General features: G+C 31.7%; 14 protein-coding genes and 1 other RNA gene. 9 read left to right on the plus strand and 6 right to left on the minus strand.

Annotation, left to right across the window (positions count from 1 at the left end; genetic code table 11):
* Positions 1-5: 5 nt before the first annotated feature.
* Both BM319_RS01225 and recU read right to left on the minus strand, forming a co-directional pair.
* Entirely contained in the window at positions 6-2,705 is a 2,700-nt protein-coding gene (locus BM319_RS01225) for a transglycosylase domain-containing protein (RefSeq protein WP_091021091.1), read from the minus strand.
* Between the two features lie 50 nt (positions 2,706-2,755).
* Positions 2,756-3,367 (minus strand): Holliday junction resolvase RecU, encoded by a 612-nt coding sequence (recU, locus tag BM319_RS01230; RefSeq protein ID WP_069031894.1) that lies wholly within the window; start codon positions 3,365-3,367, stop codon positions 2,756-2,758.
* Between the two features lie 94 nt (positions 3,368-3,461).
* Between recU and BM319_RS01235 the strand changes: the two genes are divergently transcribed.
* Both BM319_RS01235 and BM319_RS01240 read left to right on the plus strand, forming a co-directional pair.
* Positions 3,462-4,469, plus strand: coding sequence for a DUF2515 family protein (locus tag BM319_RS01235; RefSeq protein WP_069031895.1), 1,008 nt, complete (start codon positions 3,462-3,464; stop codon positions 4,467-4,469).
* A gap of 1,038 nt (positions 4,470-5,507) precedes the next feature.
* Positions 5,508-5,759, plus strand: a complete 252-nt coding sequence (locus tag BM319_RS01240) for a hypothetical protein (protein ID WP_091021092.1) — start codon at positions 5,508-5,510, stop codon at positions 5,757-5,759.
* 137 nt (positions 5,760-5,896) lie between these two features.
* On the opposite strand, the gene yppF is transcribed toward BM319_RS01240, so the two are convergent.
* Positions 5,897-6,073: a YppF family protein gene (gene yppF / locus BM319_RS01245; RefSeq protein WP_084006691.1), complete on the minus strand. Its 177-nt coding sequence runs from the start codon at positions 6,071-6,073 to the stop codon at positions 5,897-5,899.
* A gap of 199 nt (positions 6,074-6,272) precedes the next feature.
* Between yppF and BM319_RS25285 the strand changes: the two genes are divergently transcribed.
* Positions 6,273-7,073 (plus strand): YppG family protein, encoded by an 801-nt coding sequence (locus tag BM319_RS25285; RefSeq protein ID WP_502686122.1) that lies wholly within the window; start codon positions 6,273-6,275, stop codon positions 7,071-7,073.
* A gap of 38 nt (positions 7,074-7,111) precedes the next feature.
* On the opposite strand, the gene BM319_RS01255 is transcribed toward BM319_RS25285, so the two are convergent.
* Complete coding sequence (locus tag BM319_RS01255) at positions 7,112-7,840, minus strand: GntR family transcriptional regulator (protein WP_091021093.1); 729 nt, start codon at positions 7,838-7,840, stop codon at positions 7,112-7,114.
* 669 nt (positions 7,841-8,509) lie between these two features.
* Here BM319_RS01255 and BM319_RS01260 point away from each other — a divergent pair.
* The 4 genes from BM319_RS01260 to BM319_RS01275 all read left to right on the plus strand — a co-directional run bounded on the left by BM319_RS01260 (position 8,510) and on the right by BM319_RS01275 (position 11,225).
* Complete coding sequence (locus tag BM319_RS01260; protein ID WP_091021094.1) at positions 8,510-9,076, plus strand: SLOG family protein; 567 nt, start codon at positions 8,510-8,512, stop codon at positions 9,074-9,076.
* 76 nt (positions 9,077-9,152) lie between these two features.
* Positions 9,153-9,458: a cell division regulator GpsB gene (gene gpsB / locus BM319_RS01265; protein ID WP_025671532.1), complete on the plus strand. Its 306-nt coding sequence runs from the start codon at positions 9,153-9,155 to the stop codon at positions 9,456-9,458.
* Positions 9,459-9,536: 78 nt separating this feature from the next.
* Positions 9,537-9,922, plus strand: an RNA gene (rnpB, locus tag BM319_RS01270) — RNase P RNA component class B.
* A gap of 151 nt (positions 9,923-10,073) precedes the next feature.
* Positions 10,074-11,225, plus strand: coding sequence for a THUMP domain-containing class I SAM-dependent RNA methyltransferase (locus BM319_RS01275; RefSeq protein WP_091021095.1), 1,152 nt, complete (start codon positions 10,074-10,076; stop codon positions 11,223-11,225).
* 123 nt (positions 11,226-11,348) lie between these two features.
* On the opposite strand, the gene BM319_RS01280 is transcribed toward BM319_RS01275, so the two are convergent.
* On the minus strand, positions 11,349-11,567 hold the full coding sequence (locus BM319_RS01280; protein WP_069031943.1) for a hypothetical protein: 219 nt from the start codon (positions 11,565-11,567) through the stop codon (positions 11,349-11,351).
* Between the two features lie 171 nt (positions 11,568-11,738).
* On the opposite strand from BM319_RS01280, the gene BM319_RS01285 reads away from it, so the two are divergent.
* Positions 11,739-12,665: a Gfo/Idh/MocA family protein gene (locus tag BM319_RS01285; RefSeq protein WP_091021096.1), complete on the plus strand. Its 927-nt coding sequence runs from the start codon at positions 11,739-11,741 to the stop codon at positions 12,663-12,665.
* Positions 12,666-12,905: 240 nt separating this feature from the next.
* On the plus strand, positions 12,906-14,837 hold the full coding sequence (locus BM319_RS01290; RefSeq protein ID WP_091021097.1) for an ATP-dependent DNA helicase: 1,932 nt from the start codon (positions 12,906-12,908) through the stop codon (positions 14,835-14,837).
* Positions 14,838-15,412: 575 nt separating this feature from the next.
* Here BM319_RS01290 and BM319_RS01295 read toward each other — a convergent pair.
* A complete protein-coding gene (locus BM319_RS01295; protein WP_091021098.1) occupies positions 15,413-16,033 on the minus strand; it encodes an NAD(P)-dependent oxidoreductase in 621 nt (206 codons plus the stop codon).
* Between the last annotated feature and the right edge of the window lie 33 nt (positions 16,034-16,066).

Genomic DNA, 16,066 nt, shown 5'->3' on the forward strand with positions numbered 1-16,066 from the left:
TTAATTTATGCAATAATATTACGTTCCAACTTATTAAATCGATTATTTGAGTATGAATCTGAGTTATACGAAGTTGGATTCGTATTAGTTGGTTTTGATGGTTTAGTTGGTTTTGTTGGATCTGGCGTAGTAGGTGGTGTAGTAGGATTTGTATTACCATCTCCAGTTCCGCCACCATTGCCATCACCTGTACCAGTACCTGTGCCGTCACCAGTACCAGTACCCGTGCCGTCACCAGTACCCGTGCCGTCACCAGTACCCGTGCCCGTGCCGTCACCAGTACCGTTGCCATTACCGTTGCCGTTACCATTGCCATTACCGTTGCCATTACCGTTGCCATTACCATTGCCATTACCGTTGCCATTACCGTTACCATTGCCATTATTATCAGCTGGTGGGGTAGTAGGCTCTTGGGTAGTAGTTAAATCGACTGTAACAGTAACCGCAGCACTCTTAGTATCGCCATTAGTTGCCACGATCGTAATTTTTACTTTGTTTCCAGCTACGATACCATTAATTTTTGCAGATGTTCCATTTACTTTTTGAGTTTGGCCTTTAACACCGTTAATATCATAGTTTACTTCAAAAGTAGTAGAAGCAAGTAAGTTAGAAGGATACTGCCAATTTAACGAAACACTGCTAGTTTTTTCATCATATTTCGCTGTAACACCTTTAGCTGGATCTAATGTATCTGGCGTTGGTAGATCATCCATTTTTTCGCCTCTAATATATAATTCGTCTTGTACTTTTACAACTGAACTTGGTTTATGGAACTCTGAAGAAGGATCAGCTGTTGCTGCTAACATATCTCTAGCAATATATTTAGCTATATTTGTTGATGTTTTACTTAAATAATGACCTTGTTTATTTTTCTCATACCCAGTCCACACTGAAATAGTTACATCTGGAGTATAACCAACAAACCAACTATCACGAGTTGCGTTTGAAGGGAAGCCATATTTGTCTTTTACTTCTTGTGGGTAGTTTGTAGTACCAGTTTTACCTGCCATATCAAGTCCAGGTACATTAGCTCTACCACCCGTACCACCTGGAGCTTTAACAACGTCACGTAGCATATCTGTAATCATATATGCAGTGTAATCGCTCATTGCTTGTTTTGGTTCAGGAGCTAATACTTTTTCAGTTTTATCTTGATAGATTATTTTTGTAACAGCATGTGGTTTTATATATACACCGCCATTACCGAAGGCTGCATATGCACCTGCCATATCCATCGCAGATACACCTGTAAATCCACCGATTGCATGAGACTCATAAAAACTGTCCTTTTGGAAGTTAAATCCAAGTCCGTTACCAAATTCACGTGATTTATCTAATCCAACTTGCTGCATTGTTTTTAATGCAGGAATATTTCTTGAACCGATTAACGCCTTACGAATCGATAATTTACCTTTATATGATTTATCAGCGTTTCGAATAGGTGTCCCATCAGAATATTGATATGGCTCATCAACAAGTTGATGATTAGTAGACCATTTTAAATATTGTATCGCAGGACCATAGTCTAGGATTGGTTTAATAGTTGATCCAGGTTGTCTTTTAATATCTGTTGCAAAATTTAGACCACCACTTGTTGTGTTTCTTCCAGCACCTACAGCTTTAATTTCACCTGTTTTAGTATCAGTTAATACAAAACCAGTTTGGAAATCATCACTTGGATAAAAATCAGATCCACGATTAATGATTTCATCTGCTTTAGCTTGCGCTTTTGGATCTAAAGTTGTTTCAATTGTTAATCCATCTGTATTTATATCTGCATCACCGTATTTTTTTACCTCATCCATAACGACATCAATGAATGCTTGATACTTTGTTTGACCACTTTCATGAACTTTAACTATTGATTTCTCTGGAATTGCTTTTGCATTAGCATATTGTTCATTTGTTATATATCCATATTTTTTCATCTGGCTTAAAACAACATTTCTTCTAGCTTCTGATTCAGCCGGATGTTTTGCTGGATTGTAGTTATTTGGACTTTGTACCATACCAGCAAGTGTAGCTGCTTCAGGTAATGTGATTTTTGATAAATCTTTACTAAAATATGTTTCACTTGCTTTTGCTACACCATAAACTCCACGGCCTTTTAAACCATTTGAGAAGTAAACTTTATTTAAATACATTTCTAAAATTTGTTGTTTAGAATATTTTTGTTCAAGCTGGAATGATAAATACCATTCTTGTACTTTACGTTTAATTGTTTTTTGTGGAGACAAGAATGAGTTTTTGACAACTTGTTGAGTAATCGTACTACCACCTTGTGATCCAAATCCACCAGTAATATTGGCTAAAACTGCGCCAAGCACACGGCGGATATCAACACCTTTATGTTTATAAAAACGTACGTCCTCAGTAGCAATAAATGCATCTTCTACTACTTTAGGAATCTCGTTATATGAAACTTTCGTTCTTTGTTCAGTTCCTAGCTCAGCAATAACATTCCCATTTTTATCTAGTATCGTAGACGATAAAGGTACTTTAAGCTTTGATTCATCAAGTTTAGGTGCATCACTTACTAAATAATAGAAAGTTCCAACTCCCCCAAGAATACAAAGTACAGCTAAAGTTAATATTGATAAAGTAATCTTTTTCCATAAACCTTCACGTTTTTTTGGTTTGACATTTGAAGGCTTTTCCATTTCCATTTGTTTTCGTTCTTGTCGTGAACTATACTCTTTTGCCATTTTTTTGTTTCTCCTGCCTTTCAAATGAACTTAATGAAATTATTAAAATATTAAATTACAAAAAGTTCATCGATACATTTTAAGTAAGGAACAATGATTGGATAACTTGGTTTAAGTAATGTTCCATACTCTTTGCATTCTTCTCTAGAAATTGATTTTCTTCCACCATCTGTTTGCCTTTTCCAAAAGGTAAGAATATCAGTTGCTTTCATAAAATAAATTTCATTATATAATGAAAATTTTAATATGACAAACGAAATTCCACCATGATTCAGTACATTTTCCATATGCTCTATTTGGTGTAAATGGAAATTTTGTAAAGGAAAACTAGTTTTATTATTGGTTTCCTTAGCTTCAAAATCAATATACTTTCCTTTATAGATGCCATTATAATCGGTAGTTGATGGTTGCTTAAAATAGGCTTCTCTAATGACTGCAGCACTTCTTTTTGGATAGTCTACTTTTACGATTTGTACAGGTGTTGGTTTTTTATGTATGTTTGCGATGTTATTTGATAAATAATACGTATTAGTAGCATTTAAATCATCTTCAAGGGACATTCCGCGATTACTATAAGTATTATTTGATTTTACTTGCATTTCGTTATTTTTTTGATTTTTTTGAACTACATTATTTCTTCGATTTGGGTAACTTATTGTCATAAAACCAACTCCAACTTAATTTACATACAACTCGTATTATAGCACTAAAACAGATGTTCGTGTAAAAAAATACCAGATTGCTTGGGGTGAGTCAATGAATGCAAACCATGAAAGCTGGAAAGGTTTCATAAAAAAAAGAAGGGAAGCTCAAAATTTATCACAGGAAGAAGCAAAACTTATAGATTTAATAAAGAAAGAAACAGTAAAATATAATGCAGATAATATTTCCAGAACGATTGCATACCAAGAATATTTTTTAAGACAAAGTGAAATAGAGTGGTCTTTTCTTGCAAGTATGGTGTCGCGTAATGCAGGCTATAACATGACTGATTTGGAAAACGAATTATTCGTTAATGGTTTAAGTGTAAAACAAAGAAAACAGCTTTTTATGACATATGAACGGGCAAATTGGATTATTTTTTTAGATGCATTCCCACAATTGCTTCTATTTGAATATTCAAGAGTGAAAAATAAACCATTATTTTATTTATTGAAATATTTTTCAGTATCTAGTTTTATGGAAATTGAATGGGAGAAATATTGGACGGATCGTGATAAGAAAAGACTAGTTTATTCATTGATTATTAATGAACAAAATATGATTGAAAGACCAGTCATTCAAAATAAATTTTTTAAAAGTGAAGTTTTTAATTCTTTAGCATTTAAACTACAAGAACAATTAAAACTTAGTTATGTTATATTTCCAACTAGAAATGGTGAACTTTATGGACTTGGTGTTTACCAATTTGAAGATTTAACGAAAAGGATTCAAATTGGTAAACGATTATATTCAATTTTATTTCATGAGGACTTACACAATGAATTTATCGATTTTGCTAAGCATACTATACACACAGGCAGTAGAAATGATTATGAAGGGTTAGTTGGAATTACAAGTTCAAATAATCCGAAATTAAGAGATGTTTATCCAATAATTCCTCACACGAGAACGATTGAGGATGATTGGTATACAAATAGTAAAATTTTAAATGAATGGTATGAATATGAGGAAGTTATTAATGGAGATAGTTTTAAGCAATCTTTTTTAATAAAGCAAGAGCTGCTTGGTTCATTGTTAAAATTGAAATCGATCTTTCAATAAAAATGTTAGCTTTTTTCTCTTGATGTTGAAAAACAATCTTATCAATAATAATTATCAAATTTTCGTAAAAGGAGTAGAGTGATGTTGATTTCCATTACAGGATGCTCGCTTTTTTCTCTTGATGTTGAAAAACAACCTTGTCAATTAACTTACCAAATTTTCATAAAGGAGTAGAGTGATGTTGATTTCCACTACAGGATGCTCGCTTTCCATGGGGCGAGACCTGAGCCTCCTCGGCGAGCCTGCGGGGTCTCAGCCTTCCCGCTTATCCCATAGGAGTCGAGCACCCCTTCGTTCCAATCAACTTATTCATTAAAAAGAAGTCTGCAATAAAAACTAATCAAATAACCTTTATTTAGCGTATCCTATCAGTTGTTTATTAATCAGATTGTAGGTCAATTAAGATTGAACATTAATTAATAAACTAATCATCTGAATTTATTTATCAAAAAATTAGCATATAATATTATTACCTTCTAAAAAAACTTACTAGTGTTATTGGAATCATAAAATTGCTCAAACATATTAAAATTTAAAACCATTAATAGATAGCTCAACCAAAAATTATCATTTCATCATTAATAAATGTTCATTTAATGTCCGTTTTCTCAATTGACCATTTAATATTTCAACGCTCTCAGAAAAAAGCTAGCACACAAGTGCTAGCTTTTTTCTTTTTAATTCATTTTTCAATAGAAAGAATGTTAATCAAATTCGAGTAGTTCCCTATGTTTATGTAGCTGGGAAATTAGGGCCATCTAATTTTGGATTACCAGTTTGCTGATTTTTACTTTTTTCTTGTTTTTTCTTTTTTTCATTTTTGTTTTTTGCCATTTGAAACACCTCCATGTAATATACCTTTCCCAATTCTGTTCCACGTTACAAGTTTTTTTGTCGAAATTATAGACGAAAATACCTTTATTCACTTTGTTTAGCGAAATAGTTCTAGTTTTGTCACTAGGGAAGGAGGTAGATGAACTTTTGTTGAATTTATCTTGTAAAGAAAATTTAGAAAATTAGGAAGAGGAGTTGAACTGTATGGAGTTAATTCAAAGAGAAGATTTTTTTCGAGGAATTGATGAATTTTTAAATGAGGTTGAATTTATTGAGCACTCCTTAGCTTTAAGAATTGATCAAAAATGTGATGAAGAAAAGAATTTACTTTTAAATAAGATCCAGTCAACAACAGTGCATCTTCATCATTTTGAAAAGAAAGTAAGTCAAGCAAAAGAGGGTGGTAGTTGGATCTCAACACCATTTTTAGGAAGACAACTAGCATTTAATATTTAATAAATATAGATAAAATGTAAAACATATTTGTTTTGAATGAAGGGCTATTAGAATAATGGAATGAAATAAAGCGATACACTTTTACAATTTAGTAAATGTGTATCGCTTTATTTCTTATAATATTATATTTCCGATTACTAAATTGGTTTACAAGCGCCAAATAGTTCAAGTTCTTTAACTAATTCTCTGTAATGTTGAATAGTAACCTCACCATTTAGGTAATTTTGTTGTAAAAAGTCCATTAATTGATTAAAGTCAGTTGGTTCGAAACTTTTAGATGAAATAAACTTGCTCTTTAATTCTTGTAAAGTCATTATTACCCCTCCAACATTAAAATTTAATTAACAACTTGTATAACTAAATAAAATGTACCATAAATATTTAAAATTTAAATTTTTTTAAAAATTTAAACTTCCGACATATTATGACAAATAGCGCATATGATAATAGAAGTAACAGAATAGGCATTTGTAACATATTTATAAATGAGAAAACTTAAATGGATGTGAGAATATGAAATCTCAAATGTTTCCTCCAAATCATTCAGATAACAGCTTTGAATGGTTTAGAAAGCAAAATCAAATGATTGATGAGAATTTTAATTTTCCAGAAATGAATCAAATATCTAATGAAAATCAGCGTTACTATGGAAATACAATTCAACCTTTTTCCCAAAACCCTACTATGAATACACTACAACCACCAGTTCAATCACAACAAACTCAACATGCACTATCGACTCAACTAACACAACCAGCAACACAATCAACCCAATCAATCCAACAATCACAGATGATTGAGCCATCTACTTATGGGGGATCATCAATTCAAACAGGTAGTTATGATCAAAGTCAAATCCAGTATGCAGCACCACAACACTTTTCGATGCAGCATCCTACTGTTTCATATAACCAAGGGTATCAATACGATCCTAATTATTACGGAATGGTGCAAAACCAATATCCATATATGCAAACGTATCCTTCACAATTCGGTAATCAAACAAACTATTTAAGCAGCCCTCAAAATCACCAGTATTCAATGCAACCTCAACATGCTCAAATGTTACAACAAGGTCCATTTACAACTCCACCAATGTTTGCGCCTAGTACACCTTATCCAACTCAACCAAAAAAATTAAACCAACAAAATAATAATGGTCAATCTTTTCAGTTTTCATCAATATTAAATCAATTTAAAAATGGTTCAGGTTCATACGATGTCCCAAAAATGATGTCTACTGCGGGTCAAATGATGAATACGATGAATCAAGTAGGTGGACTATTTAAACAAATAGGGGTTTTATTCAAATAAAAAAGCCAGGATATCCTGGCTTTTTTACTTCTATACTATTAATCAGTTCTAGATAAAGAATGTACAAGCTTGTAGCGGTCTGCTCTGTATACAGTCAATTCGTACTCTAAAACTTTGCCACTTCTTAAATATGTTGTACGATAAATTGCCAATACGGGACAATTCGTCGGAATTTCTAATAATTGTGCTTCTTCTTCAGAAGGCATTCTAGCTTGAATCGATTGATCAGCATACTGAATAGGATCAGGAATATTGGCATTTACATAATCAAAGAATGATTTTTCCAAAACACTTTGATTTAGGTTTGGAGCTATATCGCATGACACGTGGATACTTTCAATCGACATAGGAATTGAGTCTGCTAAACGGACCCGCTTTATAAAATAAATAGGATCGTTTTCTTTTATCTTTAGTATATTGGATAACGCTTTATCGGAATTTAAAATATCAAATTGAACTAATCTACTACTCGGTTTTAAACCTCTCTCAATCATTTCTTCAGTGTAACTATTTAATCTACTAATTTTTTTTTCAACTTGTTGACGACTAACAAATGTACCTTTACCTTTTTGTCTGTATACAATTCCTTCTTGAACTAAATTGTTTAATGCTTGACGAACGGTCATACGAGAAATTTGGAATTTCTCTGAAAACTCTCTTTCTGATGGAATCAATTCATCAGCAGGGTATTCACCTGAGGCGATTTTACATTTTATGTATTCTAATAATTGATGATAAATTGGTATTGGGGAATTTTTGTTAATCATTTTTTACTCCTTGAATTGCATTAATTATCTATATTTAAAACGATTTCATAACTCATTTTAAAGGAATAAAGTGCTTTCGGCAATCATTGTGTATACTCGCAAAAATCAGAATATTTAAACTTTTAACCATTATTAATTTTATTGTTGTGAAATATGTTCAAACCTAATAAAATAAAAAAGTTGACATTAAAGTATATTTAGGATATTGGAGAGGATAATTTTGAACAAAATACTTTTTTTATTTTTTTTCACAATTACATTAACATTAATTATTTTTACGAGTTTTAAACAAGCTTTATATGTAATTTTATCATAAGATTTCGACGAAAAAATTTTAACAATAATATTCCTATCACAATAACTAATCTAAAAGGGAATAAAATATCCTCTATGAGCAGCAATCAAATATTGAAATATTGATCTTAAATTGGTCTTAATAGTTGATTACCACTAAGCTTATGACTACCATGTAAAGTTAAATATTAGATTCCCTCTATATAAATTTCTACATTTGAATATTATTTAAATAAATGATTTTAGCGAGATAAATTTATACTTACAATCTATATTTGTTACTAATTATTTGAAAAAATGCAGAGTATTTAATAAAATAAAATTTAATTTGTGGAAGAACTTTAAGTTCTTCCTAATTTATTATTGTGAGGTAATATGAAGATACTACTTATATCTGGTTATAAATCATTTGAATTAGGAATTTTTTCGAATAAACATGATGCAGTTAAGTACATAAAAAAAGCAATTAAAAATAAAATACTTTTATTTATAGATGAACTAGAATGGATTATTATTTCAGGGCAAATGGGTACTGAATTATGGGCCGCAGAGGTAGTATTCGAACTTCAACTTGATTATCCCGAATTAAAGTTGGGTATTTTTACCCCCTACGAAGAACAAGAGAAAAATTGGAATGAAGCAAATAAAGAATATTATAATGAAATCTTAATTGGGGCGGATCACGTCGACTCAATTTCAAGAAAACCATACGAATCTCCAATACAGCTAAAAGCTAAAAATGAATTTTTAGTAAGTAAAAGTGACGGATGTATTTTATTTTACGATAATGAAAAAGAAGGTAGTCCTAGATATTTATATGATTTAGCATACAAGAAGAATGAACTATTTAATTATTCTGTAGAAATCATCACATTTGATGATTTACAAGTGATTGCAGATGAGTCATTTGAGAATGATGATAATAAATATAGGGAATTATAGAATAGATAATTGACAATTTATGAAGAGTTTGAAAAAATAGAAGGTAAATATTTCTAAATGTTTTGGGGTGACACACATGGAATCAACAAAAATAAAACTAAGTATAAAAGATATCCTGAATAAAGAATTTAAAGTTTCAATGCGAGGATATAATCAAGAGGAAGTGGATCAATACTTAGACAGTATCATTAAAGACTATGAATCGTTTCAAAATCAAATCGTAGCCCTACAACAAGAAAATGCAAAGTATAAAAAATTGTTGGAGGATCAAAAGAACACAGCTACACCTCCACCTTCACCATTTAATAATACGAATACGGATGTTCTAAAAAGATTATCAAATTTAGAGAAGCATGTTTTTGGTAGTAAACTATTCGAATAATTTTAACTTAATTTATATTTTAAGAAAGCATTGCAAACTTAAGTATAATTTACTATACTAATAAATGTTCGTTTCAATATGTTCGGGTAATCGCTGCAACGCTTGACGTTGTTGAGGAAAGTCCATGCTCGCACAGTCCTGCGATGGCTGTAGTGTTCGTGCCTATCGAAGTCATAAGATAGGGTAGCTGTGTAAACAGCTAACGGCAGGGAACGGACCTAAGTCCTTTACGGATATGGTTCTACTACCTTTAAAGTGCCACAGTGACGTAGTCCTCGAAGAAATGAGAGGAGTGGAACGCGGTAAACCCCACGAGTGAGAAACCCAAATTATGGTAGGGGAATCCTTTCAAAGGAATTGAACAGAGAAAGGGACAGATTATTCTGTAGATAGATGATTACCACCTAGTAGTACGAGGCGAGAGCCGCTTGTAGTACGAATGGTACAGAACATGGCTTACAGAACATATGAAATGATGAAACTGTTTAAAAACTCTTCATTCTATGGAGAGTTTTTTGTAATTTCGACGTAAATTGTTCATAATGAAAATAGGAATTAAAATGAAAATATGAAAAGAAAAGTTCATTCTTAGTTTGAATGAGATAGGTGGTTAAATTGGCGAAATATACATTAATTGCTACTGCTGCAATGGGGATCGAAGCACTGGTCGCTAGAGAAATAAAAAGCCTAGGGTTTGAAGATGTAGTAGTTGAAAATGGTCGAGTATTATTTAAAGCGGACGAAGCTGGAATTGTGAAAGCGAATTTGTGGCTTAGAACAGCTGACCGAGTGAAACTACGTGTTGGTGAATTTAAGGCAACCTCATTTGATGAATTATTTGAAAAAACAAAAGCCTTACCTTGGCATATGTTTATACCAAGAAACGGTCAATTTCCTGTGTTAGGAAAATCGCATAAATCAAAATTATTTTCAGTATCAGATTGCCAAGCAATCGTCAAAAAAGCAATTGTTGATAAATTAAAAACAATCCAAAATATTCAAGGTATGTTAATTGAAGATGGTCCATTATTTCGAGTGGAAGTCTCTATTTTAAAAGATATCGTAACATTAACGATTGACACTACTGGTCGTGAAGGATTACATAAAAGAGGATATCGTGTAGATCAAGGTGAAGCACCATTAAAAGAAACACTTGCGGCTTCATTAGTATTACTAACAAATTGGAATGCTGATTTACCTTTTGTTGATCCATTTTGTGGATCTGGTACTATTCCGATTGAGGCTGCATTAATTGGCCATAATATCGCTCCAGGATCGTTTAGAAGCTTTGCGTCTGAAGATTGGCATTGGATCGGGAAAAAAAGATGGAATGAAGCTAGACAGGAAGCAGAAGACTTAGCAAATTATGATCAAAAACTTGAAATAATCGGATCAGATATTGATCATCGAATGATTAATGTTTCAAAAGCGAATGCTGATGAAGTTGGATTATCAGATTCAATTGCTTTTAAACAAATGCAAGTAAAAGACTTTACTACTAAATCTGAGTATGGATATGTTGTCACTAATCCACCATATGGTGAGCGATTAAACGATCGACCTTACGTTGAAAAGTTATATTCAGATATGGGAAATGTTTTTACAAAATTAGATACATGGTCAGTGTATGTACTTACTAGTCATGAGGGATTTGAACAATTTTACGGTAAACCAGCAACAAAAAAACGTAAATTATTTAATGGTTTCATTAAAACTGACTATTATCAATACTTTGGAAAAAGACCTCCAAGAAGAATCGAAGAGTAAAAAGGTTAAAAGGGTGTTCCCAATGTCTATTTAGACGATTGGGGCACCTTTTTATTTATAATAACGTATTTCGTTAAAGTTTTTACGAACAAATCTTGAACAAAAATTGTATTCGTTATGTCATTATAAATTAATTGCAGGTACAATTCTAAATCCATGATTTTTTTCAAGTAAATGTGCAACATGCCAATTTGTTTCTGCAGTACTTTTATATTGAGTGACTAAATCATGAAATTCATCATTAGAGAAACTCTTCTCATGCTGAAGTAAATAAAGATCTCTTACAACACTTATATCATCGTTTGTATCAAAATTAGTTTGAATTAAAGAATATAAGTACAAATAAACACCTCCAAACTACCATTTTTATGATTATTTTATAGATTTCCCGATAATTCGAAAGTTATTGCCATTAGATAATTTTGAAATATAATCATTTTTCTTTTAAATGAAGAAAGATAATTTGTTACAATGAATCTTGAAAAATAAGCCAATTTAAAGGACTGATCTAAAATGAAAAAACTACGTATTGGAATGGTAGGATTAGGCAATATTGCACAAAAAGCATATCTACCAATTCTTACAAAAGAAGAAAACTGGGATTTTATTGGTGCATTTTCACCAAATAGAGAAAAACGTAAGAAAATATGTTCACAATATCGAATTAAAGATTTTGAAAGTTTGGAATTACTGGCAGAACAAAGTGACGCAGTATTTGTACATAGTGCAACTAGTTCACATTTTGAGGTAGTATCGTATTTATTAAATAAAGGCAAAGATGTATATGTTGATAAACCACTAGCAGCTACATTGCCAGAGTCTGAAAAATTAACTGAATTTAGTATTAAGCTAAACCGAAAACTTATGGTTGGATTCAACCGTCGTTTCAGTCCAATGTATGTGCAGGCAAAAGAACAGGCGAAGAATATCGCAGTAATTAGATTTGAAAAACATCGAGAGAATAAAATTGGGTCTAATTCATTCGAGTTTACGATGCTGGATGATTATTTACATTTAGTTGATACCATTAGATGGTTGGCAAATGGAGAAGTTAACTTGATAAATGGTAGAGTCAAACTTACTCATACGAATCAATTAGAGTATGCTACTCACCAATTTGAATCGATAGAAGGAACTTCTATTAATACAGTAATGCACCGGATGGCAGGAACAAATCTTGAGCGCTTAGAATTAATTACTGAAGGTTCTATTATAAGGGTAAAAAATATGAACAACTTTGAAGTAGAAAAAAATAACTCACTAAATAATTCGTTTTCATCATCATGGGACACAACATTAAAACAAAGAGGTTTTGAGGATTGTATTAACCATTTTATCAATTGTATATACTCTGATGAAAATCCATTGGTCAATGGAGAAGAAGGATTAAAATCTCAAATGGTTGTTGAAGAAATGATCAGGCAAGCAAAAGGCCAGTAAAGTTAACTAGAAGGAGATAAAGGAGCTAGAAGAATTTAAAGCTAATTTATTTAGTTCTAAATATACATTTCCCTTAGTCTTTAAGTGATCATGCCTTATTTCCCTTGCCTTTCCCTCACATTTTTTGTATGATAGCGGGTAGAGACAATTTTTAAATAATATAATGGATCGAATAAATTTGCAAAATTAAAGTTCTCAAAAGAGGACTTTTTCTTTTTAATTTACATTTTGGGGGTAGCAATGAGTCATTCAACTAAATTACCTTTTGAGGTAGGAAAGCAAGACCAATTCATTGAAAAGCTAGGGGAATGGATTGGGGACGTTTTTTATGATTTATTACCAGATGCAGGCTATGAATTAAGAGATGAGCAAATCTTTATGGCTTATCAGGTTGAAAGAGCGTTTAAAGAAAAGAAAGTTATTTTTGCTGAAGCAGGTGTTGGTACAGGTAAAACGTTTGTCTATTTGCTATATTGTTTATGCTATGCAAGATATACAGGTAAGCCAGCTATTATCGCATGTGCTGATGAATCCTTAATCGAACAGCTAGTAAAGAAAAATGGGGATATTGAAAAGTTATCGAATGCTTTAAATTTGTCAATTGATGTTAGATTAGCTAAATCAACAACAAATTATTTATGTTTAAAAAAATTAGATTTACAGCGTTCAGAAATTGATGTATCGGATGCCGTTTTAGGGGTTTATGAAAATTTACCAAGCTTTGTAAATGATTATGGAACACTCCAAAAATTTACTCCATATGGAGACCGTACTGAATATAAGGACTTAACAGATGAAGAATGGGATACAATTTCATATGATTATTTCCAGGATTGTTCTACTTGTGAACAAAGACATAGATGTGGACAAACTCTATCAAGAGAACATTATCGTAAAGCAACTGACCTAATTGTATGCTCACAAGAATTTTATATGGAACATATTTGGACGGTAGAATCTAGAAAACGTGAAGGTCAATTGCCATTACTACCTAATCCAAGCTGTGTAGTATTTGATGAAGGACATTTACTTGAATTTGCAAGTCAAAAATCATTAACTTATCGTCTACAACAAGAGACATTAAATACATTTTTATCATTTTTAATGCAATCTGGGACGCGTGAAAGCTTCCAACAATTACTAGAAGATACATTAGAAACGTACGATCAATTCTTTTTTGAATTAGATAACAATACCGAAGAAGTTGAAGGGTCTAGACGTTTTAAACTGAATATGAATGAAAGACTAATAAAGTTAGCAAGGCGATTAAAGTCTCAAATTAGTAGTATTGGTGATGAATTAGTCTTTGAAAGTGAAATGTATACGATTGATGAATATCAGTTAAATATTGTTGATGAGCATTTAGATGATGTTGAGCGTTGCTTAAATTTATTTATTAATGAAATTACAGCGATTCAATGGATTGAGTATAATCAAAATGAATTAACACTTGTCATCATGCCTAAGGCTGTAAATGAGCTTTTACAAGAAAAAGTATTTAATCAAAAAATGCCGATTGTATTTTCATCTGCAACTCTATCTCAAAATAGTTCTTTTGATTATATTGCAGGTAGTTTAGGGATAAAAGATTACTTATCATTTTCGGTCAATTCTCCGTTTGATTATGATGAACAAATGAAAATAGAGTTAAATCAAGTTGATCCAACCAAAATTGAGGAAAAGAATGAAAAGATTATTGAGAAGTTAAAGGATAATAACGGAAGTACATTAATTCTCTTCAATTCAACTCAGGAAATGAAAAAATTCAAACTGCAAGTTGAAAAAGAAAAATTAGACTTCAATTTATACTTTGAAGGTGAAGAAGAAATTAGTTCAATTGTACAAAAATTCCAAGAAGATATTAATGCTTCTTTATGTGCTGTTCATTTATGGGAAGGATTAGATATTCAAGGAATGTCACTAAGTCAAGTGATTATTCATGCGCTACCATTCCCGCCAAATGATCCTGTATTCCAATCAAAACGTCAAAATGCACAAAACCCTTACTTCGATATTGATGAGCCGTATATGTTATTAAGATTACGTCAAGGTATTGGACGACTAATCCGTAGTCATGAAGATAAAGGAAAAATCGTTTTATTTATTGAGAATGATCTAAACATTGAAACGAAAGAAAAAATCTTAAACAGTTTGCCTGTTGATCCATCTTAAAAAAGCTAGCATTCGCTAGCTTCAGAGTGTTGAAATATAAAGGGCCAATAGGGAAATGGACATTAAATGAACATTTGTATAATGATGAAATTATCATTTTTTGGATGATCTAATAAGATTTTAAATTTTAATATGGTTGTGTAATTTTATGATTCCAATAATCACTAGTAATGATTTTTTTCAGAAGGTAAAAATATCTATGGACTAATTTTTAGATAAATAAATTCAGTTTATTAGTTTAATTAATGTTTGATATTAGTTGAGCTACAAGCTGATTAAGCTGATTTAAATACAATAGTTAGATTACTCTAAGTAAAGGCTATTTGATTAGGATTTATTGCAGACTTTTTTTGATGAATAAGTTGATTGGAGCGGATAATGCTCGACTCCTATGGGATAAGCGGGAAGGCTAAAGACCCCGCAGGCTTGCCGAGGAGGCTAAAGAATCTCGCCCCATGGAAAGCGAGTTTCCTGTAGTGGAAATCAACATCACTCTACTCCTTTTACGAAAACTGGGTAATTTAATTGACAAGGATGTTTTTCAAAAGCAAAAAGCTAGCATTCGCTAGCTTTTTTTAATTACAAATTCCAACTCTAGATTTACTAAAATTGCATTCGAAAAATTCCTTAAATGCGAAAAAAGCTGTATCTCCAGTTGTAATACGCTGGCCATCAATCGGTAAATAATTCTTTTCAGCATTAATATTTTTAGTTATTGGACCATCTGGTAGGTAAGTTGGGCAAACAATCGTCCAATCTAACAAACTTTCATTTAATAAGTTATAAGCTTTTTCATGATCGGTTGCTGCAGTTGTTGATTTTCGTTTTGATTCAGAGCTTTTATACCGTAAAATTGTTGGATCAACTCTTGATTGTAAAATACCAGCAGTTCCAATTGTAACAATCCTACTTATTTTTTTCATTTCAAGAAGAGGGATTAGTAGTCCCATTGTTTTAGATAAAATATTCTCACCTCCAGTATTTAAGGCAGAAATTACTCCATCTACGTTTTCTAAAGCTACATTTAAATCTTTTTCATTTAGCGTATTTCCTTTTAAAACTGTAAGAGCTTCATGATGAATCGTTATTTTTTGTTCATCTCTTACTAAAGCAATTACTTCATACTTAGCTTCTAATAATAAATCCACTAAAAAAGAACCAACTCTTCCAGTTGCTCCTAATAATAATATTTTCATAACATCACCTTGCTGTATTGTACTATATTTTTA

Origin of the sequence: Bacillus sp. UNCCL81 (assembly GCF_900112535.1) — a bacterium.
Lineage (GTDB): Bacteria > Bacillota > Bacilli > Bacillales > Bacillaceae_G > Gottfriedia > Gottfriedia luciferensis_B.